Origin of the sequence: Acidithiobacillus sp., from assembly GCF_049965315.1 — a bacterium.
In the GTDB taxonomy this organism is placed as follows: Bacteria; Pseudomonadota; Gammaproteobacteria; order Acidithiobacillales; family Acidithiobacillaceae; genus Acidithiobacillus_B.
In genome coordinates this window covers 1-21,135 of sequence record NZ_JBMFWL010000008.1, presented here as the reverse complement: position 1 = coordinate 21,135, position 21,135 = coordinate 1, and the positions used below count along the sequence as shown (strand labels likewise).

The following is a 21,135-nucleotide window of genomic DNA, read 5'->3' as shown; positions in this document are numbered from 1 at the left end:
TGGACGATGAATCATGACGGGCCTGCGGCTATGGCTCCGGCCTGCGCAGGACTGATATGTGGATATTGTTCTGGGGACGCAGGTGCTTGTCAAGGTATCTTCCCTTAACGGCTGCGTTTCCTACCCAAAAAGCCCCGGAATTGCGGCCGGGGCGGTGCGTGTGGGGATCGCCTCCTCAGATGCTGGAGGGATCGGGATTTTGCTGCGCCTTTTCCCGCAGGTCCTTGGCGAGCACCATGTACATGGCCGGTACCACGAACAGGGAAAAGAGCGCTCCGATGCCCAGTCCGGTGAAGATCACCAGACCCATGTCGAAGCGGCTGACCGCCCCCGGTCCACTGGCCAGCAGGAGCGGCACCACGCCCAGCACCATGGCACCGGTGGTCATGAGGATGGGCCGCAGGCGGATGCTCGAAGCCTTCTCCACGGCAGCGCGCTTGTTCAGCCCTTCGTGCTGCTGGATCTGGTTGGCGAACTGGACGATGAGGATGCCTTGTTTGGCGATCAGGCCGATGAGGGTGATGAGGCCCACCTCGGTGTAGATGTTGACGGTGGCCAAGCCCAGGCTGATGAAGATCAGGGCGCCGCTGATGGACATGGGCACCGTGATGAGCACGATGAGGGGGTCGCGGAAACTCTCGAATTGCGCCGCGAGGAGCAGGTAAATGAGGACGATGGCCAAGCCAAAGGTGATCAATAGCCCGCTTTTTTCCTGCATGTACTGGCGCGACTGGCTGGCGTAGTCGATGGAAAAGCCCTTGGGCATGATCTCCTGGGCCTGCTTTTGGAGATAATTTAGGGCTTGGCCCAGGGTGACGCCGGGGGCGGGCACGGCCTGAACGGTAGCGGAATTGAGCTGCTGGAACTGGGGCAGGAACTGGGGCTGCACCCGGGTTTCCACCGATACCAGGGTGGAGAGGGGCACCATCTGTCCGGTCCCGGTGGCTACATAGTAGGTCTTGAGCAGATCCGGATTGGCGCGGAAACGGTCCGGCACTTGCGGAATCACCTCATAGCTGCGTCCTTCCATGTCAAAGCGGTTGATGTAATTGCCTCCTAGGAGCGGCTGCAGATCCTGGGCGACGTTCGCCATGGTCAAACCGAGGTCGGCCGCCATGTTGCGGTGGACCTTGAGGACGATTTCCGGGTTGTCGATGCGCAGGTCCTTGGTCACATAGACGAAGAGCCCGCTTTTTTGCGCCCGGCCGATGAGCTCGTTGGCCACCTGGTCCAGCTTGCCGTAAGCGCCGCTGGATTGCAGCACGAACTGCACCGGCAGGCCGCCGGCGGAGCCGGGCAGGGCCGGCGGCAAAAAGGAGGCCACCTGCAACCCGGTGATCTGGTTCATTTGTTTTTGTACTATCGGCTGCAGTTGCATGGAGGTCACCGAGCGCTGATCCCAGTTTTTCAGGCGCATGCCGGCGATGAGGCTGTTGTTCCCTGCCGCTCCCCCCACGGAAATGCCGGTGACCATGAAGGTCGCCTTGGTTTCCGGATACTTGCCGAGGTCATGGACGATCTCCATGCCGTACTTGCGCAGGAGTTCCGGCGTGACATTGGGCGCGCCCGTGCCCATGTTGAAGACGATCCCCTGATCCTCCTGCGGCGCCAGTTCCTGTTTGCTTGTGGTAAAGAGGAAATAGATGCTGGCGAAGATCACGGCGGCAAAGACCATGGTCACCGGAACATAATTGAGGCTGCCCTGGAGCAGGCGGTCATAGAAGCGGCGCAGGCCGTCGAAACGGGCATCGATGAAATGAGCGAAACCGTGTTCACCGGTGGCCTTCAGGATCTTGCTGCTGAGCATGGGCGAAAGGGTCAGCGCCACCACCATGGACACCAAGACGGTGGCCACCAGGGTGAAGGCGAACTCGCTGAAGAGGCTGCCCGTCAGCCCGCTCATGAAACCGATGGGGGCGAATACGGCCACCAGCGTAGTGGACATGACGACGATGGCGCCGCCCAGCTCCCGCCCGGTCATCAAGGCGGCCTGCCGCGGGCTTTTGCCTTCGTCGATGTGGCGATGGACGTTTTCCACCACGATGATGGCATCGTCCACCACCAGGCCGATGGCCAGCACCACCGCCAGCAAGGTGAGCAGATTGATGGTGAAACCCATGGCCCACATGATGAAGCCGGCGCCGATGATGGACAGCGGAATGGCCACCGCCGGGATGAGCACCGAGCGGAAGGAGCCCAGGAACAGGAAGATCACCAGGATCACCACCGCCAGCGTGATGCCGATGGTGAGCAGAACCTCGTTGATGGAGGCCTTGATGTAATCCGTGGCGTCATAGGGGATGGCCTTGTGCATGCCCGGGGGAAGTGCCGTGCCCAGTTGGGCCAGGGCCTTCTTGACTCCCGCCGCCACATTCAGGGAGTTGGCTGAGGGCGCCTCCTGGATGCCGACGAAGGCCGCCGGCTTGCCATTGAAGAAGGCGGCGGAGTCATAATTCTGGGCGCCCAGCTCCACGTCGGCGATGTCTTTCAGCCGGACGATGGTGTTGCCGGCGCTCCTGACCACGAGATTGCGGAACTCATGGACATCGTGGAGGTTGGTGGTGGCGACGATGGTGTCCGCCGTTTCCGCCCCGCGGGTGCGTCCCACCGCCGAGATGAAGTCGTTGGCGGCGAGAACCTGGGATACCTGCGCCGCGCTGATCCCCAAGGCGGCCATCTTGCGGGGATTGAGCCACACCCGCATGGCATAGGTGTTGCCGTTCCCGGAGCCGGGCGGCAGGATCTGCGCTTCGCCCACGCCGCTCACGGCGGCGAGCTTGGGCTGGACCACCCGCAGCAGATAGTCCGTGATCTGCTGTTGATTGAGTTGGTCGCTGTAAAAGGCGATATACATGAGATCCGTGGTATTGCCCACGGTGACGTTGATGACCGGCAACTGGCTGCCGGCAGGGAGCTCATTGGTTACCTGCTGGACCTTGGACTGGATATTGGCCACCGCCGCGTCGGGGCTGTAATTGAGCTTCATGTAGACGGTGATGGTGGACATGCCCTGGGAGCTGTTGGCCGTCATGTAATCAATGCCCGGGGCGCTGGCGATCACCCGTTCCAGCCGGGTGGTGATGAAACCCTGGATGGTATTGGGGTTGGCGCCGGGATAGGCGGTGGTGACGGTCACTACGGTGTTGGTGAGGGTCGGATATTCGCGCACCGTCATTTCCGTATAGGCGCGCAAGCCGAGGAGGAGGATCACCAGGCTGAGGGCCGTGGCCAGGACCGGCCTATGTATGAAGATATCCGTAAATTTCATCGCCGATCGCCTCAGGATTTGCCGCTGTCGCGAATTTGGATGGGGCTGCCCTCATGGAGCTTGACCTGCCCGGCAGTGACCACCCATTCTCCGGCCCGCACCCCCGAGAGTATCTGTACCTCATTGCCCCGCTGGATCCCGGTCTTGACGATGCGCTGGATCGCCACCTGCCCTTCCTTGCCGTTGACGATTTTTTTCTCCACCACATAGACGAAGTTGCCGAAGGTGTTGTAGGTGATGGCGCTGGCCGGGACGGTCAAAACCTTCTCCTGCCGTTTCTCGATCACCGTGACATCCCCGAACATTCCCGGGCGCAGGATGGTTTTGGGGTTGGGCACCGTGGCCTGGACGTCAATCTGGCGCGTGGCCGTATTGATGGCCGAACCGAGGGCGGTGATCCTGCCGCTGAAGCGTTGCCCGGGGTAGCTGTCCACCTCCACCTGGATGGGCGTATCCACATGAATGCGCGCAAAATCGCTTTGGGGCACGGTAAAGTTTACATAAAGGGGATCCCAGGACTGGAGATCGACCATGGCGGTGCCCGGGATGATGTATTGTCCGAGGTTGACCTGGCGCACCCCCAGATAACCGTCGAAGGGGGCGCGAATGGCCAGTTTCGCGAGGGTGGCGCGGTCATTTTTTACGCTGGCCACGGCGCTTTGGTAGGTGGCCACGGCGGAGTCGAGCTGTGACTGGCTGGCGGCCTTGGTGGCGATCAGCTCCCGCGTCCGGCGGAGATTGATCTCTGCCAGCCGTCGCTGGGCCTCGTCGCTGGCCAGTTGCGCCAACTGGTTGCTGTTGTCGATCTGGATCAGGAGGGTGCCGGCCTTGACGTATTGCCCGGAATGGAAATGGATCCCGGTAATGGCACCTCCCAGTTGGGACGTCACCTCCACCCCCTGGACGGCCGCAAAAGACCCCACGGCGGTCACTTCCGGATGCCATTCCCGCTCCGCCACCCGGCTGGCGCTGACACTGACCACGGGCATGGGCATGTGGGCCAGGGCCTTGTGCATCATGTAGTTGCCGAAGGCCTTGTAGCCGAAAATGCCGCCAAACACCACGACGAGCGCGATAAGGACAATGGCGAGACGTTTCTTCATGACGGTTCTCCGCGGAATACAGGGCTGGCATGGCACCAGCGGAAGGCGTTAGGAAAGACCGGCATCAGGAGCGGCTGCCATGGTCGGAGGCCGTTTCCCGGGGAGCGGTGCTTTGCCCGGCGGCCGCGTGGTTCGCGGCCGGGGTATTCCACCAGCCGCCCCCCAGGGCTACCAGGAGGGATGCGGTGTCCTGATAGCGCTGCGCCTCGGCCTTGATTTCGGCAATCTTGGCCGTGTTGTACTGCACCTCTGCCGTGAGCAGGGTGAGATAATCGGTGGCGCCGGCGCGGTAGCTGCTTTGGGCCAGAGTGAGGGCCTCCCGGGCGGCCTGCAGGGATTCCTGTTGGGCGGAGAGGGTCTGGGCGTCGTGCTCAAGGGCCCGCAGGGCGTCGGCCACCTGCTGGAAGGCCGTCAGCACCGTGTTCCGATAGGCGTTGAAACTGGCGTCATAGGCGGCATAGGCTTCGGCCTTTTGCGCCTCCAGCTTCCCGCCCTGGAAAAGCGGTTGGGACAGGGCCCCCACCAGGCTCCACACGCTGCTCACGGGATTGAAAAACATCCCCGCCGTGGAGGCCGTGTCGCCAAAGGAGGCGGTGAGGGCGACGGTGGGATAAAACTGAGCGCGCGCCACGCCGATCTGGGCATTGGCGACCTTGAGCTGGTTCAGGGCCGCCTGGATGTCGGGGCGCTGCTTTACCACCTCCGAGGGCAGGCTGACCGGGATCCGGGTGGGTAGGCTGAGTTCCTCCAGGGTGAAGGGCTTTTCCTGCCACTGGCCGGGAAAGCTGCCCACGAGGATGGCCATCTCGTGGCGGTACACCGCCAGTTGCTGCTCCAGTTGGGGAAGGGTGGCCATCTGCGTGGCCAGTTGGGCGCGTTGGTTCACCACGTTGAGATAGGGGACCGCACCGGCCCGATACTGGTTTTCGGTCAGGTTCAGCAGGGTTCGCTCGTGTTCGACAATGGCGTGGGTCGCGGCGATCTGCGCTTGGACGGCCGCCTCGCCAATGGCGGTGTTGACGATATTGCCGGTGAGGGTCAGCCGCGCCGCTTCCAGCTCATAACGCTGGTATGCCACCTGCGCCTCGCTCCCCCGGTAGACGAGGCGATTGACGCCGAAGATGTCCGGGTAATAGGTGACCCCCACGCTACCGGTGAAGAGGGTGTACTGGAACCCCCCCTTGTTGCCGCCAAAGGCCGCGGAGGATTGCTTGCTGCGATTGGCCCCCAGATTGCCGGTAACCTGCGGATAGAAAATGCTGGCGTTGACCCGGGCGGTGGCCTCCGCCTGGCGCAACTGGGCCTGGGCCTGGGCAATGGTGGGGCTGTTCTTCAGCGCCTGCCGGATGACCGCATCGAGAGTGTGGGAATGAAAGAGCGTCCACCACTGCTGGTCGAGATCCTTGCCATAGGCCATCTCCTGGGCCGTGCCGTTCGTACCGGCACTGGCCACCGTCTTGCCCGGCGCCGGGTGGGCCGTGAAAGGCACTTTTGCCGGAGTTTCGGGTACCCGCAGGGGGGGTTCGAAACTGCAGGCCGTCATGGTGCTGGCGAGGGCGGCGGCAAGGGGAAGCAACAAGGATCTACGCAAGGGCATGGTCACAAAAACCACCTTTCCGATATACCGACCGGTCGGATGTTGGCAGACGGTGCATGGATTGTCAATGGATTTGCTCTTGAATTCACCCGCGTATGTTCCCATATTATGGGCGAGGTTTCATTCCTAAAGAGGGAGCGTGTCATGCAACGATTTATCGCTGGTCTGGGAGTCTTGGGCCTGCTGCTGTTCAGCCCCCTGGGCTGGGCGGCAGGGCCGAGCGTGGACCAGGTCTATCAGGCTGCCAAGGCCGGGGATCTGGCGGGGGCGCAACGGATGATGGCGGAAGTCCTCCAGCAACATCCCCATTCGGCCCAGGCCCATTATGTCGAGTCGCGCCTGCTTGCCCGGCAAGGCAAGTGGCAGGAGGCGGCGGCGCAACTGCAGGAGGCACAGGGTCTGGCGCCGGGCCTGCCTTTCGTCAAGGCTGCCGATGCCCAGGCCTTCGCCAAGCAGGTGGCGGCCCACCAGGGTGGGGCTACGCCTGCCTGGCTGCGCATGCTCGCCATCGCCCTGGGCGCGGGTCTGCTGTTCTGGCTGATCACGGCGTTTTTCCGCCGGCGCCGGCCGGTACAGGGCATGCCCTATGGAGGCAATAATCCGTCGACCTTTGGCGGACCTATGGGGGGTGGGGGTTATGGGCCCGGTAATATGGGTGGACCCCAGGCGGGTCCCGGCTTGGGCTCTGGTCTGGCCTCCGGCTTGGCGACGGGCGTGGGTATCGGCGCCGGCCTGGCCGCCGGGGAAGCCCTGGCGGGCAGCCTCTTCGGCCATAAGGATGGAGTGGCGGCGGATCCCGCTGCCAACCCGGCTGCCGACAGTGACTTTGGCATGAACAATGATTCCTGGGGCGCCAACGATCAGCTTGCCTCCAACCAGGATGATGGCTTTGGTTTTGATGGCGGGGATGACGGCTCCTGGGGCTAGCACCGGGCTGCCTTGATCCACTGAAGCCCTGCGTTCGGCTGGTAACAACGTCCGGAACAGCCCCTTTCTCCACGGAGAAAGGGGCTGTTTTGCTAATCGGGCTTTGATTTCGCCTGGATTCGGCCGTTGGCAGATCTGTTTTTTGCTTCAGCCCAAAACCGGCCGACCGACCGCCGCCAGGAGGGTACAGAGGCGGATCAGGGGCAGGCCGATGAGGGCCGTGGGGTCCTCGCCTTCCAGGCGGGAGGCCAAGGCGATCCCCAGCCCTTCGGAGCGCAAGCTGCCGGCGCAGTCCAAGGGCTGGTCGCGGCGGATGTAGTCGGCAATTTCCTCATCGCTGAGCGCCCGCATATGCACCGTGTAGACGACCAATTCCACCCGGCCAAGGGGCAAGGAAGGCGCCATGACGGCCAGGCCGTTCAAGAAATCCACCCGTTTGCCGCTGATCCTGCGCAACTGCCGCGCCGCCCGTTCGGCGCTGCCCGGCTTGCCCAGGACCTCCCCTTCGCAAACGGCCATCTGATCGGCGCCGATGACGATGGCCTGGGGATGTGGGGCGAAAACGGCGCCGGCCTTGGCCTGCGCCAGGCGCTGGACCAGTTGCGCCGGGGTTTCGTCGGGAAGGGGCGTCTCCTCCACCGCCGGTGCGGCGACGGTAAAGGGGATGTCCAGACGCGCCAGCAGAGCGCGCCGGTAAGGGGATGTGGAGGCAAGAATGACCGGGGTTTCTCGGTTCATGGACAGATTCCCGCTTTATCCGGTGTTGCGTTGACCGGCCGCGATGGCGTTGATGCTCCGCAACAGGGGGTCCAGCCATATTTCCCGGTATTCCGGCGCGGCATCCTCATTGCGGTAGCGGCGCAAGAGGGCGAGCTGGATATGATTGAGGGGCTCCATATAGACGTTGCGCCGCTGCAGGGAAAAGGCCAGGGTCGGATTGTCCTCCAACAATTGCTCCGCGTTGGCGACGGCGAGGATCTCGTGCAGGCTGCGCTGGTATTCCGCGCGAATGATCTGAAAGATCTCCATGGCCTGGGTATGGTCGTGCGCCAGACCGGCATACTCCTCGGCGATGGCCATGTCGGTCTTGGCCATGGCCATGGCGATATTGCCCAGCAGCGCCCGGAAGAATGGCCAGTTCCGGTACATCTCCTGCAGCTTTTCCAGGCGTTGCGGGTCCTCGCCGCGCCATTGCTGCAGGGCGGAGCCCAGACCATACCAGGCCGGCAGCACATGCCGCGATTGGGCCCAGGCAAAGACCCAGGGGATGGCGCGGATGGAAGACATGGAGCGGTCGCTGCGGCTGCGGTGGGAGGGCCGCGAGCCGATGTTCATGTGGGCGATTTCGTTGAGGGGCGTGGCCTCGTAGAAATAATCCATGAAGCCCGGCGTGTTCTCGATGAGGGCGCGGTAGACCTGCTCGCCGGTATCGGCCAGCTCGGCCATGATGCTGAGATGGTCCGGTTGATCGGCGGGGACCGGCCGTACCAGGCCGATACTGGCCTTCATCAGGCCCGCCGCGCCCACGGTCAGCTCATAGACCGCCGTTTCGAGGTTGGCGTACTTGAAGGACAGGACCTCGCCCTGTTCGGTCACCTTGATCTGTCCGCGCACCGTGTCCGGCGGTTGCGCCAGGATGGCCTCGTAGGTCGGGCCGCCGCCCCGGCCGACACTGCCACCCCGGCCGTGGAAGATGCGGATATGGATGCGCCGTTTTTCCGCCAGGGCCGTCAGGCGTAACTGCGCCTGGTAGAGGGACCAACTGGAGGCGAGGATGCCGCCATCCTTGCAGGAGTCGGAGTAGCCCAGCATGACTTCCTGGGTATCCCCCTGACTACGCAGGATCTCCCCATAAATGGGGTTGTCCAGAAGCGTGGACATGACCGCTTCCATGCGCTCCAGGTCATGAATCGTTTCAAAGAGCGGCGTGATGGCTATTTCGCTGGTCAAACCATCCCGCGACCAGCCGGCAAGGCCGAATTCCTTGGCCAGGAGCATCACCTCCAGGACGTGGCTGGCCTCATGGGTCATGGAAATGACGTAGTTGCCAAAGCCATCGGGGCTGACTTCCCGGCGCAACTGGGCGATGCAGCGGAACATGGCGCAGGTCTCGGCGGCCAGCGGGGAAAGCTCCGGCGTACCCGCCATGGGGCCGGGACGGCGCAAGGCATCGGCCAGCACCAGGAGGCGGGCCTCTTCCCCGAGTTGCAGGTAATCCGCAAAACCACCAACCCCGGCAAAGAGCTCGGCCACGGTTTGGGTATGCACCGTCGACTCCTGGCGGATATCGAGTTTGGCGAGATAAAAGCCAAAGGTTTCGGCCAGCCAGATCAGATCCTGCAATTCGGTGTCGGCAATATAGAGGTCGTTATGGCCGCGCAAGGATTCCCGTACCAGTTGCAGGTCGGCGAGGAACTCCTGGGCGTCGCGGTAGGCGGGCCCCGGTGACTCGTTGATGGTCTGCCCGTTTTCCAGTTGCCGCAGGCGCAGGTCCAGGCGTGTGAGCATGTAGCGCAGCTTGCGGCGATAGGGTTCGCTGGGAAAGCGCTGGTCCACCCATTCGGCGAGTTCCGGAAAATCATCGGCATCGCGCTCCAGGGAGGCGAGCAAGGTGGGAGAGATATGGCAAAAGCGGCTGGAATGCCCCAAAAGCTGGTACAGCTCTCCCAGGCGCCGCTGGTACTCGCGCAGGACCTCGATGCTCTGGGTCCGCAGGGCCCAGCCGGTGATGGCCGCCGTGACATTGGGGTTGCCGTCCCGGTCGCCGCCGATCCAGGAGCCGAAGCGGATGAAGGCCGGTATCTCGATGTCGGTATTGGCAAAGACCTTGCGGGCATCGCGGCGCGCCGCGCGATAGGTATGGGGCACCGCTTCAAAGAGACTGTCCCGGAAATAAAAGAGGCCGTTTTCCACCTCATCCTGCACCTGCGGTCGGTTGGTGCGGACTTCTTCAGTCTCCCAGAGCACCTGGATCTGGGCCTTCAGCCGCGCAATGACCTCCCGCTCTTCTTCATTGCCCAGATTGGGATCGTCCAGGGCCTTGCTGGTCAGGAAGATGCGGCGCAGGCCATGGAGTACCGTCCGCCGTTTGGCTTCGGTTGGGTGAGCGGTAAAGACCGGGATGTAGCGGAGCTGGTCGAGCAGGAACTGCAGTTGGCCGGGATGCACCCCCTGATCCTGCAATTCGCGCAGGGTATGTTCGAAAGACCCCGGCCAGCGCCCTTCGCCTTTCTGTAAAAAGCGCCGCCGCTGGATATGCTGGAACTCTTCTTCGGCAATATTGGCCAGACTGAAATAGGTATTGAAAGCGCGGATCACCAGCACCAGGTCATCCTGGGGGAGGGTGTCGATGAATCGGGCCAGGCGCAGGCGCAGGCGCGGGTCCTCGCGTTTGTGCAGGCGGATATATCCCTGGCGGAGCTGTTCAACGGCATTAAAGACCCGCGTGCCGGCCTGCTCCCGGAGAATGTCGCCGAGCAGATTGCCCAGCAGCTTGACGCGCGCCCGCAATGCCTTGTCCTTGACTGCCGTGTTATCCAAATTGAAGATCTCCCGCCCGGTGGGCCCGCTGTGCGATGTCTGTCAGTCCGGTCCCGGGCCATACATTATTGGTCCATAGGGAATACGCGGTGCATCCGGATCGTCTGCGCGCGTTTCTGCGCCCAGCCCACCCCCGTTTAACCGCTCGATGGCCCTAGTCTAATGCAGAAAAGCCAGCCTTGTCGCCTCCCGGCGTCGCCGACCCGGGTCTAACGAGCGGAGATACACGGGATGCCCCGCCATCGGCAAACGGGCCGCCCAATCGGTAGGAGCGGCCCATGGCCGCGATCCTTCCGTATATTATCGTGGACGACAGGGTCGTTGTTTCCGGTAAAGATGGCGGGTCGATACGGACTCTTTACTTCCCTGCACACCATCGCTAAGATGCCGCGCTTATGTTTTCCGCCAAATCTGCTACCTTGTTGATTTCTCGCGTTTCGCCCGAGGGCGACGCAGTCGTGGGCGAAGTGGATCTGCGCGTATGGGATCGTCTGCGGGCCGCGTTGCTGGAATTGAGGGACGTGCAGCTAAGGCTTACACTGAGCAGGCGCGGACAGGTGGTGCTGGCGGAGGGAGAACTGCAGATCCTCGGCAGAGTGCTCTGCGAGCGCTGCCTGGGTGCCATGCCCCTATCCCTGCGGGTGCCTCTACGGGTGGGGATTGGCGAGAGCGAGGCCGCGGTTGCGGCCGTGGATGCGGAGCTCGATCCCGTTGCCGCCGCCAACGGGATCCTTGATCTGCAGACCTGGCTCGAAGATGAAGCGTTGCTGGCCTTGCCCATGGTCCCACGCTGTGAGGTATGGGTAGAAGGTCCCTGCAGCGTTTCCAATACGGTGCCGCCGCAGGCAACAAACTGATTTTATTTGTTTTTCTTTGGAGAGATGAGCGATGGCCGTTCCACAGAGTAAGACCTCCACTTCCCGCCGCGACATGCGGCGCGCCCATGATTTTCTGCTGGTGCCGAACCGCTCGGTCTGCGCCAACTGCGGTGCAGCCAAGCTGCCCCACCACGTTTGCCCGGAGTGCGGATTCTACCGCGGTCGCGAGATGATCAAGAAGGCCGTCGAGGCCTAAGGCCTAGCGCGAGACAGATTCGGTGGAGGTGGCCAGGATGCCGCATATTGCGGTCGATGCCATGAGCGGAGACTTTGGCGCCTCCACGATCATCCGGGCCATTGCCTCGCTGGTGAAGACCTATCCCGATGTGGTTTTTCATCTGGTCGGCGCCCAGGATGTGCTGCAGGATGGCGTGGCCCGCGCCCGCTTGCAGGGTTCCCCGCAGATCCTGCTGCACCACGCCAGCCAGGTCGTGGCCATGGACGAGGCGCCCTCCCAGGCCCTGCGCGGCAAACGCGATTCATCCATGCACAAGGCCATCGCGCTCCTGCGCGACGGCGAGGCGGATGCGGTGGTCAGCGCCGGCAATACCGGCGCATTGATGGCCATGGGCAAGGTCTTTCTGCGCACCATTTCCGGTATTGATCGGCCGGCCATCGCCGCCTTCCTGCCGACCATGACCGGCCGCGTACTCGTCCTTGACCTGGGCGCCAATGTGGATTGTCATCCGGAACACCTTCTGCAGTTTGCCGTCATGGGCTCGGTGCTCATGGAGCAGGTGCATGGCCTGGCGCGGCCGCGGATCGGGCTGCTCAACATCGGTTCCGAAGAGATCAAGGGTAACGAGCAGGTCAAGGAGGCGGCCCGTCTGCTGCGCACGAGTCCGCTGCATTTCATCGGCAATGTCGAAGGCTCCGATCTCTATCGCGGCATCGCCGATGTGGTAGTCTGCGACGGCTTTGTGGGCAACGTCGCCCTGAAGACCTCCGAGGGGCTGGCCGCCATGATCCGCCAGGAGTTGCGCGCTGGTTATACCCATAGCTGGTATGGGCGCATTGCCTATCTCATCAATCGCCCCATTCTGCAGCGCCTGCGCCATCGTCTCGACTCGCGCCGCTATAATGGGGCAACGCTGCTCGGATTGAACGGGATCGTGGTCAAAAGCCATGGCAATGCCGATCGTTTTGCCTTTGCGCGGGCGGTGGAGGTGGCCATCGAGGAGGCGACCCATCGCCTCACCTTGCGCATTGCCGAGGCAATCCGGGAAAATCTCGCCCAAACGGTCAGGGACAGCGCTTGATGCCCAGATATAGTCGTATCATTGCCACGGGTGGCTATCTCCCGGAGCGGGTGCTGAGCAACCGCGATCTGGAGCAGATGGTCGACACCAGCGATGAATGGATTCAGGCCCGTACCGGCATCCGCTCCCGCCATCTGGTCAGCGCCGATGAAAAGACCGTCGATCTGGCCGAAGCGGCTGCCCGGCAGGCCCTGGCCGATACCGGGCTAAGCCCCCAGGACCTTGACCTCATCATTGTCGCCACCACCACGCCCGACCAGATCTTTCCCAGCACGGCCTGTCTGCTGCAGGCCCGCCTGGGCAACCGCGGCAGCCCTGCCTTTGACGTGCAGGCGGTTTGTACGGGTTTTATTTATGCCTTGGCCTGCGCCGATCAATTCATTCGCAGCGGTACGGTGCGCCGCGCCCTGGTGGTGGGCGCCGAGAGCATGTCGCGCATCACCGACTGGACGGACCGGGGTACCTGCATCCTCTTCGGCGACGGTGCCGGAGCGGTGATCTTGGAAGCGGCGGACCAGCCCGGCCTGATTTCCACCCATATCCACGCCGATGGTGCCTACGCCGACCTTTTGCAGGTGCCGGGCGGACTGGCCGAGCCCGCAGGCAAGGCGGTCATGGAGATGCAGGGGAATGCGGTTTTCCGGGTGGCGGTGCGGACCCTGGAAGAAATCGTTCATGAAACGCTGGCGGCGAACGATCTGGCGCCCGGCGATATTGACTGGCTGGTGCCGCATCAGGCCAATATTCGCATTATTCGGGCTACGGCCGATAAATTGAATCTGCCCATGGAGCGCGTCGTGGTGACGGTGGATCACCACGGCAATACCTCGGCGGCATCGGTACCTCTGGCCCTGGATGACGCGGCCAGGCGAGGTTGCTTCCAGCCCGGACAGTTGCTGTTGCTGGAGGCGTTCGGGGGTGGTTTTACATGGGGATCGGCGTTGTTGCGCTGGGGCTGAGCCCGGGCGCGGCGGGCGAATTCAGGTCATCAGGAGGTTACGTTGCTCGGTTCTATTGCCTTCGTTTTTCCGGGTCAGGGATCCCAGTCGCTGGGTATGTTGGCGGATTTGGCCAGTATCCATCCCTTGGTGCAGGAAGTATTCGCCGACGCATCCGCGGCGCTGGGAGTGGATCTCTGGCAACTGGCCCAGGAGGGCCCGGTGGAGCGCCTGAACCAGACGCGCCTTACCCAGCCGGCCATGTTGGCGGCGGGCTATGCCGTCTACCGGGTGTGGGAAGAGGAGGGGGGCAGCGCGCCGGATTTCGTCGCCGGGCACTCCCTGGGGGAGTATACCGCCCTGGTCGTGGCCGAGGCCCTGGACTTCGCCGATGCCGTGCGTCTGGTGGCCGAGCGCGGCCGCCTCATGCAGGAAGCCGTTCCCGAAGGGATGGGGGGCATGGCAGCCGTGATCGGCCTCGGCGATGACGAAATTCGCCAACTCTGCCAGCAGGAGGCCCAGGGCGATGTGCTGGCGCCCGCCAATTTCAATGCGCCGGGACAGGTGGTGGTGGCTGGCACCCAGGCGGCCGTGGAGCGTCTCATGGAGGCGGCGCGTGCCGTGGGGGCCAAGCGGGTGGTCCCCTTGCCCGTCAGCGTTCCCAGCCACTGCGCCTTGATGCAGGGCGCCGCCGAAGCCTTCCGCGTCCCTCTCGCCGCCACGACCTTGCGCCGCCCCAAGGTGATGGTGGTGCACAACGTCGATGTCCAGAGCCACAACGACGACGCGGCCATCCGCGAGGCCCTGGTACGGCAGATTTACTCGCCGGTGCGCTGGACCGAAAGCATCCGCTATCTGGCGCGGCAGGGGGCCACAACCTTCCTGGAACTCGGCCCCGGTCGGGTCCTCTCGGGGCTGGGCAAGCGCATCGAGCCGTCCCTGACCATGTTGCATGTGGAAGATGGCAAGAGCCTCAAGACGGCTTTGGAGGCGGTTTGAATGGACGGTTCATTGCATGGACAGGTGGCCCTGGTCACCGGTGGCAGCCGCGGCATCGGCCGTGAGATCGCGTTGTTTCTGGGGCGGATGGGGGCCAGGGTCGCGGCCACGGCTACAACGGAGGGCGGGGCGGCGGCCATTGGCGCATTGCTCACCGAGCAGGGGATCTCCGGCAGCGGTTATCGGCTGGATGTGACGGATCACGGGGCCATTCCCGGCTTTCTGGAGCAAGTGGGCCAGGACTGGGGCGCACCCACGATCCTGGTCAACAATGCCGGTATTACCCGTGATCAACTGCTATTGCGCATGAAGGACGAGGACTGGGATGCGGTCCTGCAGACCAACCTCAATGCCGTCTACCGCTTGAGCAAAGCCTGTTTGCGGGATATGCTCAAGGCCCGTTATGGGCGGATCATCAACATTACCTCCGTGGTCGGTACCATGGGCAATGCCGGACAGTGCAACTATGCCGCCGCCAAGGCGGGGGTGACCGGTTTTAGCCACGCCCTGGCCCGGGAAGTCGCGGGCAGGAACGTGACGGTCAATTGCGTGGCGCCGGGTTTTGTCGTCACGGATATGACGGAGGGCCTGACGGACGCGCATCGTCACGCCCTGCTGCAACAGATACCCGCAGGTCGTTTGGGTACCCCCGCCGATGTGGCGGGGGCGGTGGCTTTTCTTGCCGGTTCCCAGGCAAGTTACATCACTGGACAGGTTCTACATGTGAACGGCGGCATGTGGATGGGCTAAGGCGCGCAACTTTACTTTTCGCCCGCGCATGTGGTCCAATCTCGCCGACAATAATTTTCTTACCAGCAGAGGAGTCTCTCGCATGGACAATTTGGCAGAACGCGTTAAAAAAGTGGTGGTAGAGCAACTGGGCGTCAACGAGGATGAAGTCACCAACGAGGCCTCCTTCGTGGACGACCTCGGCGCAGACTCCCTGGACACCGTAGAACTCGTCATGGCGCTGGAGGAGGAGTTCGACTGCGAAATCCCCGACGAAGAGGCGGAGAAGATCGCAACGGTGCAGCAGGCCATCGATTACATTGGCGCCCATCTTCCTGCCAAGGGTGAATAGCGAGCGGTTGGTAAAAGGAATGAGGAGAGGCAGCTTTTGAAACGGCGTGTCGTGGTTACCGGTCTTGGAGTGGTTTCCCCTGTGGGAGTGGGCGTTCCCGTTGCCTGGGACAGCATCATTCAGGGGAGGAGTGGGATTACGCGGGTCACCCGTTTTGATTCCGCTGCTTATGCTTCGCAGATTGCCGGCGAGGTAAAGGGCTTCGACATGGGTCAGTACATTGCGCCCAAGGAAGCGCGCAAGATGGATCTGTTCATCCATTACGGTCTTGCTGCGGCCATGGAGGCCGTTGCCGATTCCGGCCTCAAGGTCACTCCGGAGATCGCCGAGCAGGTGGGGGTTTCCATCGGCAGCGGTATTGGCGGCCTGCCGGGTATCGAGACCGAGCACGATGTGGTCACCCAGGGCGGTCCGCGCCGCATCTCCCCATTTTTCATTCCGCGCTGCATCGTGAACATGGTGTCCGGGCACGTATCCATCATGTATGGGGCCAAAGGCCCCAACATTGCCATGGCGACGGCCTGCTCCACGGGAACGCATTCCATTGGGGATGCCGCCCGTCTCATTGAATACGGTGACGCCGACGTCATGATCGCCGGTGGTGCCGAGGGCGCGTTGAGTCCCCTGGGGTTGGGGGGATTCTCGGCCTCCCGCGCCCTGTCCACGCGCAACGACGCCCCGGAAAAGGCCAGCCGGCCCTGGGACAAGGATCGCGATGGTTTTGTCCTGGGCGAGGGGGCCGGCGTCCTTGTCCTGGAAGAACGGGACTTTGCCCTGCGCCGGGGCGCGCGCATCTATGCGGAACTCTCCGGCTATGGCATGAGCGCCGATGCCTATCACATGACCCAGCCTGCGCCGGGCGGTGAGGGTGCGGCGCGTTGTATGCGGGCGGCCTTGCGCAACGCCGGCGTGCCCCCCCAAGAGGTTGGCTACATCAATGCCCATGGGACGTCCACGCCCCTGGGCGATCGCACCGAAACGGAGGCGGTGCGCGAGGTCTTCGGCGAGCACGCCTACCGTCTGGCCATGAGCTCCACCAAATCCATGACCGGGCATCTGCTGGGTGCGGCGGGCGGAGTGGAAGCGGTCTTCACCGTGCTGGCCTTGTACCACGGCATGCTCCCGCCCACCATCAACCTGGATGAGCCGGATGTGGGTTGTGATCTGGATTATGTGCCCCATCATGCCCGCCATGCCCAGGTGGAAGTGGCCCTCAGCAATTCCTTCGGCTTTGGGGGCACCAATAGCACCCTGGTTTTCCGCCGTTTCCATCCCTGAACGTTAATTCCATGTCGGCCCGGGCGGTCTTGGTGGATGGCGAGGCCATCGCTGCCGGGGCCGCCAGGTTTTTTGCGGAACGCGGGCTGCATTATGGCGACGGGCTTTTTGAAACCGTTGCGCTGGTGCATGGTCGGCCCCTGTTCTGGGAAGCGCATCTGCGCCGGATGGCCCGGGGGGCTTCCATCCTGGGTATCCCCATGCCCGCTGTCGGGGATTGGGAAGCGGATTTGTCCCGGCTACAGGCGTTGTCAGGGCCATTATCCCATGGCGTACTGAAGCTCATACTGACCCGCGGACCGGGCTGGGGCTATGCGCCGCCCGCCATGCCCACACCGCGCCGGTATGCCGGGATCCTGCCATGGCCCGACCGTCCCGGGGCCCATTGGCACCCAGGCATCCGCACGGCCATCTGCCCTACGCCCCTGGCCACCGGCGCGCCGTACCTGACGGTCAAGTCCCTGAACCGTCTGAATCAGATCCAGGCGCGCCGCGCACTGTCGCCGGAGTATCCTGAGGGTATACTGCTGGATGGCAAGGGAGTTCTGCGCGAGGGCATCATGTCCAATCTTTTTTGGGTGGAAGGGGGGCGACTGTGTACCCCCCGTCTCGACGACGGGGGCATCGCCGGCATTCAACGTGCCGCCATCATGGACCAGGGGCGGTCATGGGGACTGGAAGTCCGCGAAGAGCAGCGCGGCCCGGAAGCCCTGGCAATGGCCGACGAACTCTTTTTTTGTAACAGCCTCATGGGGATCTGGCCCGTGCGGCACTTCGGCGCCCGTTCCTGGCCGGGCAGCGCCGGAGCGGTGGCAGCGGCCTTGTTGGCATGGAGCGAGGGTTTGGGCCTGGGGCCCCGCCCATGAGCAGGCGGCATGCCCTCTGGCCGATCCTGCTGCTCGCACTGCTGTTGCCGCCCGGATACTATGCCTGGTGCATGTACTGGCCCCGGACCCTGCCGGCGGCAGGGGTCACGTTGCCGCTGCGGCTCGGGTCGTCCACGGCACAGGCCATTGCCGATCTGGAGCATTCCGGATTGCTGCCTCATCCCCAAGCCTTCCGGCTGGCCCTGACCCTGGCGGGCAAGCCCTCCCTGCAGGCGGGACTGTATCAGTTTCATGGTCGGCTTTCCCAGGCGGAACTTTTGCGCCGCTTGATCCGCGGCCAATCAACGCCCCTCTTCCTGCGGGTCATTCCCGGTTGGCGCCTGCAGGATGTATATGCGGAAATGACGAAGGACGCGCCTTATCTGGATCTCCATGGCCTGCCGCCAGCGGCGCTCGCGGCAAGGCAACTGCCCGCTCTGGGGGTGGGGTCGGTGAGCGCCGAGGGTTGGCTGTATCCCGACAGCTATCGTTATGTGCCAGGTGAAAGCGCCTTGAGCGTCCTGCACCGGGCGGCGGCCCGGATGCAGCGGCAGCTCGCCCGCCTGTGGTCGGGTCGCGCCCCAGGGCTTCCCCTGGGGAACCCGTATCAGGCCCTGATCCTGGCATCGGTGGTGGAAAAGGAGGGGGCATCCGCCGATCAGCAGGCGCGCATCGCCGCGGTCTTTCTCAATCGCCTGCGCCTGGGCATGCCGTTGCAGTCCGACCCCACGGTGATCTACGCCATGGGGGATCGCTACCACGGCGCGCTCACGGCCGCGGACATGCGTTTCCCCAGCCCCTATAATACCTATCTGCACAAGGGATTGCCGCCCACCCCCATCGCCATGCCCGGATACAGCAGCATTGCGGCCGTTTTGCATCCCGCGCCCAGCGCTGACCTCTATTTCATTGCCAAGGGCAAGCAATATTTCTATTCTCAGCACTATACCGTGCATCTGCAGCAGATCCGTCGCTATCTGCAGGGCAAAACCGGAGCAAGCCATGCCGCCACACCCTAGTCGCGCTCTCTTCCTCACCCTGGAGGGTATCGAGGGTGCGGGCAAGAGCACAGCCGTTGCCTTTATCGCCCGCTGGCTGGAGGAACGCGGTTATCCCGTCGAAGTGACGCGGGAACCCGGCGGTTCCCCCTTGGGAGAGGCCCTGCGCCCGATCTTTCTGAATCCCGAGTTGGCCATTGCCGCCGATAGCGAATTGCTGCTGCTCTATGCGGCCCGGCGGGAACACCTCTATGAAAAAATCCTGCCCGCCCTGGCCCAGGGGCGGGTGCTGCTGTGTGACCGTTTTGAAGATTCCACCTATGCCTACCAGGGGGGCGGGCGGGGAGTCCCCTTGGCGCGCATCCGTGCCCTGTCCGCGTGGGCGGGCATCCAGCGCCAGCCCGACTTGACCTTCTGGCTGGACATCAGTCCGGATCTGGGCCGGCAAAGGACCCTTTCCCGGCACCCCGATCGCGTCGAAAGGGAAGACTTCGCCTTTTTCCATCGCGCCCGGGCGGTCTTTGCCCAGCGCTGGCGGGAGGACCCTGCACGCATCGTCCGGATCGACGCCGAATTGCCCCTGGATCTGGTCCATGGGCAAATTGCCCAGCGGCTGGCGGAGGCCCTGGAGTGCGGGTGATCTCCGCCATTCCCCAAGCCGCGGCGGCCTGGCCGCCCCTGGCCGCGCTCTTGGCGGGAGGGGTGCCCCAATCCATGCTTTGCGTTGGCCCTTGGGGCAGTGGCGTGGTGGAACTGACGGATCTTTTCCTCGACGCCATGCTGTGTCTCGCGCCCCGGAGCGATCGGAGTGCCTGCGGCCAATGCCGTTCCTGTCTCCTGCAGAGGCAGGGGGCGCATCCGGATCTATTGCGCCTGCAAGCCGAGGAAGAGGGGAAGCTGATCAGCATCGACCAGGTTCGCGCCGCCGCCGATTTTTTATCCTATACGCCGCAGATTGCGGCGCGGCGGGTATTGCGCGTGGAACCGGCGGAAGCCCTGGCACCAGCCGCCGCCAATGCCTTTCTGAAAACCCTGGAGGAACCGCCGCCGCGTGCCCACATCGTCTTGCTGAGCGCAGCACCTTCACGCCTCTTGCCCACCATCCGTTCGCGTCTGCAACGCCTGCCCATGCGCTTGGCCGGGCGCGCGGAAACCCAGCAGTGGCTACGCGAAAAAGGCGCGCCGGAGGGCGCCGCCGTGCGTCTGGCGCGTTGGGCCGGTGACCGCCCGCTATGGGCGTGGCAAGCCTGGCAGGACGGTGTCCTGCGGGAGCGGGAGCAATGGATTCCCCAGCTTCTGGCCTTGCCGCACGAGGGTATCGGCGCCGCACTTGCCCTTGCCGAAAGCTGGAGCAAGGCAGCGACACTACCGGTATTGCGGGAGATTGCCTTGAGCATTCTCGAAGATTTGCTGCGCCTGCGCCTGGGTCTTGTGGAAATTGCGGTGAATGACGACTATATAGCAAAACTGCAGTCCATGGCCGGCAGCGCCAGCCTGACGGCATTATGGAACTGCGAGAGCTTGTGGAGAAAGTTACCTGTTACGTTAAAACAAAACCGTAATCAATTGATCATATTGGAAGAGATGATTCTAGCATGGCACGCTATCTGGGCAGGGAGGGCGGATGAACATGGACGATCGGCCTGAGAGCATGGCGGCGCGCGCCCTGTCGGTGGTGCTGCGGGACCTGGATGCGGTGCAACGCTACTTCATGCCGCGCATCAAAGGTGGCGCGGTGCTGGTGGAGACGCCCCACCACTTCAAGATCGGTGCCGATGTCTTGCTGATGATCACTTTGCCGGACGGTCAGCCGCGGGCACCGGTAATGGGGAAGGTGGTGTGGGTGACCCCGCCGGATAATCGCGAGGGACACCCGCCCGGCATTGGCGTGCAATTCACCAACGACCGCTCCGGCGTCCTGATCCGTATTCAGAATCTGCTGCTGAATGCGCCAGCGGCGCCACGGGAAGTCCTCACCTTCTGAGCAGAACAAAGGGACCTTCAACAAGGCGTTGCCTCCCTTGGAGGGGCTGGATGGGCGGGGGATGATTGCCGAAGCGCCGGCACTGGAGTACACTGCGCCGCCTAAGGAGAGGTGACCGAGCGGCCGATGGTGCAGCACTGGAAATGCTGTGTACTCCAAAAGGGTACCGTGGGTTCGAATCCCACCCTCTCCGCCAATTTGTACTAATATACTGAATGTCAATAGGTTCAAGGCATTCAGGAGGCTCAGTGGTACAAAAAGCCGGTACAAAACGGAGCGAGCGGGACGAGGAGAAGGTGATGCCCGCCCTGCCCAGCAACTGTTACAAGACCCCCCACGGATACGTTTTTCGCATCGTTGTTCCCAAGCCACTACGAGACGCAGTAGGCAAACGCGAGATCAAGAAAGCCCTCGGTAAG

20 protein-coding genes and 1 tRNA gene are annotated in these 21,135 nt (G+C 63.2%); 16 read left to right on the top strand and 5 right to left on the bottom strand.

What is annotated here, in order from left to right; genetic code table 11:
• Positions 1–175 precede the first annotated feature (175 nt).
• The 3 genes from ACP5MM_RS03610 to ACP5MM_RS03600 form a co-directional block, all read right to left on the bottom strand.
• Positions 176–3,268: an efflux RND transporter permease subunit gene (locus ACP5MM_RS03610; protein ID WP_427934130.1), complete on the bottom strand. Its 3,093-nt coding sequence runs from the start codon at positions 3,266–3,268 to the stop codon at positions 176–178.
• 11 nt (positions 3,269–3,279) lie between these two features.
• On the bottom strand, positions 3,280–4,371 hold the full coding sequence (locus ACP5MM_RS03605) for an efflux RND transporter periplasmic adaptor subunit (RefSeq protein ID WP_427930896.1): 1,092 nt from the start codon (positions 4,369–4,371) through the stop codon (positions 3,280–3,282).
• 64 nt (positions 4,372–4,435) lie between these two features.
• Complete coding sequence (locus ACP5MM_RS03600; RefSeq protein WP_427930895.1) at positions 4,436–5,968, bottom strand: efflux transporter outer membrane subunit; 1,533 nt, start codon at positions 5,966–5,968, stop codon at positions 4,436–4,438.
• A gap of 144 nt (positions 5,969–6,112) precedes the next feature.
• Here ACP5MM_RS03600 and ACP5MM_RS03595 point away from each other — a divergent pair, with 144 nt between their 5' ends.
• Positions 6,113–6,895, top strand: a complete 783-nt coding sequence (locus ACP5MM_RS03595; RefSeq protein ID WP_427934129.1) for a tetratricopeptide repeat protein — start codon at positions 6,113–6,115, stop codon at positions 6,893–6,895.
• Between the two features lie 147 nt (positions 6,896–7,042).
• On the opposite strand, the gene ACP5MM_RS03590 is transcribed toward ACP5MM_RS03595, so the two are convergent.
• Both ACP5MM_RS03590 and ppc read right to left on the bottom strand, forming a co-directional pair.
• The gene (locus tag ACP5MM_RS03590; protein ID WP_427934128.1) at positions 7,043–7,633 is read right to left on the bottom strand and encodes a Maf family protein; all 591 of its coding nucleotides are present in this window, start codon (positions 7,631–7,633) and stop codon (positions 7,043–7,045) included.
• 15 nt (positions 7,634–7,648) lie between these two features.
• Positions 7,649–10,435 carry a phosphoenolpyruvate carboxylase gene (ppc, locus tag ACP5MM_RS03585; RefSeq protein WP_427930892.1) on the bottom strand — a complete coding sequence of 929 codons (2,787 nt, stop codon included), beginning with the start codon at positions 10,433–10,435 and terminating at the stop codon, positions 7,649–7,651.
• A gap of 419 nt (positions 10,436–10,854) precedes the next feature.
• On the opposite strand from ppc, the gene ACP5MM_RS03580 reads away from it, so the two are divergent.
• The 15 genes from ACP5MM_RS03580 to ACP5MM_RS03510 all read left to right on the top strand — a co-directional run.
• A complete protein-coding gene (locus tag ACP5MM_RS03580; protein ID WP_427934127.1) occupies positions 10,855–11,292 on the top strand; it encodes a YceD family protein in 438 nt (145 codons plus the stop codon).
• A gap of 31 nt (positions 11,293–11,323) precedes the next feature.
• Positions 11,324–11,509: a 50S ribosomal protein L32 gene (gene rpmF, locus ACP5MM_RS03575; protein ID WP_123106206.1), complete on the top strand. Its 186-nt coding sequence runs from the start codon at positions 11,324–11,326 to the stop codon at positions 11,507–11,509.
• Positions 11,510–11,546: 37 nt separating this feature from the next.
• On the top strand, positions 11,547–12,572 hold the full coding sequence (gene plsX / locus ACP5MM_RS03570) for a phosphate acyltransferase PlsX (protein WP_427930890.1): 1,026 nt from the start codon (positions 11,547–11,549) through the stop codon (positions 12,570–12,572).
• Positions 12,572–13,531: a beta-ketoacyl-ACP synthase III gene (locus ACP5MM_RS03565; protein ID WP_427930889.1), complete on the top strand. Its 960-nt coding sequence runs from the start codon at positions 12,572–12,574 to the stop codon at positions 13,529–13,531. Before plsX ends, ACP5MM_RS03565 begins: the two co-directional genes overlap by 1 nt.
• Before the next feature lie 42 nt (positions 13,532–13,573).
• Positions 13,574–14,509: an ACP S-malonyltransferase gene (gene fabD, locus ACP5MM_RS03560; protein ID WP_427930888.1), complete on the top strand. Its 936-nt coding sequence runs from the start codon at positions 13,574–13,576 to the stop codon at positions 14,507–14,509.
• Positions 14,510–15,259 carry a 3-oxoacyl-ACP reductase FabG gene (fabG, locus tag ACP5MM_RS03555; RefSeq protein WP_427930887.1) on the top strand — a complete coding sequence of 250 codons (750 nt, stop codon included), beginning with the start codon at positions 14,510–14,512 and terminating at the stop codon, positions 15,257–15,259.
• Between the two features lie 82 nt (positions 15,260–15,341).
• On the top strand, positions 15,342–15,590 hold the full coding sequence (gene acpP, locus ACP5MM_RS03550; protein WP_123106196.1) for an acyl carrier protein: 249 nt from the start codon (positions 15,342–15,344) through the stop codon (positions 15,588–15,590).
• Positions 15,591–15,626: 36 nt separating this feature from the next.
• On the top strand, positions 15,627–16,868 hold the full coding sequence (fabF, locus tag ACP5MM_RS03545; protein WP_427930886.1) for a beta-ketoacyl-ACP synthase II: 1,242 nt from the start codon (positions 15,627–15,629) through the stop codon (positions 16,866–16,868).
• An 11-nt stretch (positions 16,869–16,879) separates the two neighbouring features.
• On the top strand, positions 16,880–17,734 hold the full coding sequence (gene pabC / locus ACP5MM_RS03540; protein WP_427934126.1) for an aminodeoxychorismate lyase: 855 nt from the start codon (positions 16,880–16,882) through the stop codon (positions 17,732–17,734).
• Positions 17,731–18,753: an endolytic transglycosylase MltG gene (gene mltG / locus ACP5MM_RS03535; RefSeq protein WP_427930884.1), complete on the top strand. Its 1,023-nt coding sequence runs from the start codon at positions 17,731–17,733 to the stop codon at positions 18,751–18,753. Before pabC ends, mltG begins: the two co-directional genes overlap by 4 nt.
• On the top strand, positions 18,737–19,372 hold the full coding sequence (tmk, locus tag ACP5MM_RS03530) for a dTMP kinase (RefSeq protein ID WP_427930883.1): 636 nt from the start codon (positions 18,737–18,739) through the stop codon (positions 19,370–19,372). Before mltG ends, tmk begins: the two co-directional genes overlap by 17 nt.
• Entirely contained in the window at positions 19,363–20,379 is a 1,017-nt protein-coding gene (locus ACP5MM_RS03525) for a DNA polymerase III subunit delta' C-terminal domain-containing protein (protein WP_427934125.1), read from the top strand. The genes tmk and ACP5MM_RS03525 overlap by 10 nt, the downstream gene beginning before the upstream one ends.
• Positions 20,363–20,716, top strand: a complete 354-nt coding sequence (locus tag ACP5MM_RS03520) for a PilZ domain-containing protein (protein WP_427930881.1) — start codon at positions 20,363–20,365, stop codon at positions 20,714–20,716. The genes ACP5MM_RS03525 and ACP5MM_RS03520 overlap by 17 nt, the downstream gene beginning before the upstream one ends.
• A gap of 105 nt (positions 20,717–20,821) precedes the next feature.
• Positions 20,822–20,912: transfer RNA gene (locus ACP5MM_RS03515), tRNA-Ser, on the top strand.
• Between the two features lie 19 nt (positions 20,913–20,931).
• A partial coding sequence (locus ACP5MM_RS03510) for a DUF6538 domain-containing protein (protein ID WP_427934124.1) occupies positions 20,932–21,135 on the top strand: 204 nt, incomplete at its 3' end.

Excerpts from the sequence above, each read along its gene's own strand:
- ACP5MM_RS03610 (WP_427934130.1), bottom strand. The coding sequence starts at position 3,268 with ATGAAATTTACGGATATCTTCATACATAGGCCGGTCCTGGCCACGGCC.
- pabC (WP_427934126.1), top strand. The coding sequence starts at position 16,880 with ATGTCGGCCCGGGCGGTCTTGGTGGATGGCGAGGCCATCGCTGCCGGG.
- ACP5MM_RS03600 (WP_427930895.1), bottom strand. The coding sequence starts at position 5,968 with ATGCCCTTGCGTAGATCCTTGTTGCTTCCCCTTGCCGCCGCCCTCGCC.
- ACP5MM_RS03520 (WP_427930881.1), top strand. The coding sequence starts at position 20,363 with ATGGACGATCGGCCTGAGAGCATGGCGGCGCGCGCCCTGTCGGTGGTG.
- rpmF (WP_123106206.1), top strand. The coding sequence starts at position 11,324 with ATGGCCGTTCCACAGAGTAAGACCTCCACTTCCCGCCGCGACATGCGG.
- ACP5MM_RS03590 (WP_427934128.1), bottom strand. The coding sequence starts at position 7,633 with ATGAACCGAGAAACCCCGGTCATTCTTGCCTCCACATCCCCTTACCGG.
- ACP5MM_RS03605 (WP_427930896.1), bottom strand. The coding sequence starts at position 4,371 with ATGAAGAAACGTCTCGCCATTGTCCTTATCGCGCTCGTCGTGGTGTTT.
- mltG (WP_427930884.1), top strand. The coding sequence starts at position 17,731 with ATGAGCAGGCGGCATGCCCTCTGGCCGATCCTGCTGCTCGCACTGCTG.
- ACP5MM_RS03565 (WP_427930889.1), top strand. The coding sequence starts at position 12,572 with ATGCCCAGATATAGTCGTATCATTGCCACGGGTGGCTATCTCCCGGAG.
- acpP (WP_123106196.1), top strand. The coding sequence starts at position 15,342 with ATGGACAATTTGGCAGAACGCGTTAAAAAAGTGGTGGTAGAGCAACTG.
- fabG (WP_427930887.1), top strand. The coding sequence starts at position 14,510 with ATGGACGGTTCATTGCATGGACAGGTGGCCCTGGTCACCGGTGGCAGC.
- plsX (WP_427930890.1), top strand. The coding sequence starts at position 11,547 with ATGCCGCATATTGCGGTCGATGCCATGAGCGGAGACTTTGGCGCCTCC.
- ACP5MM_RS03595 (WP_427934129.1), top strand. The coding sequence starts at position 6,113 with ATGCAACGATTTATCGCTGGTCTGGGAGTCTTGGGCCTGCTGCTGTTC.
- tmk (WP_427930883.1), top strand. The coding sequence starts at position 18,737 with ATGCCGCCACACCCTAGTCGCGCTCTCTTCCTCACCCTGGAGGGTATC.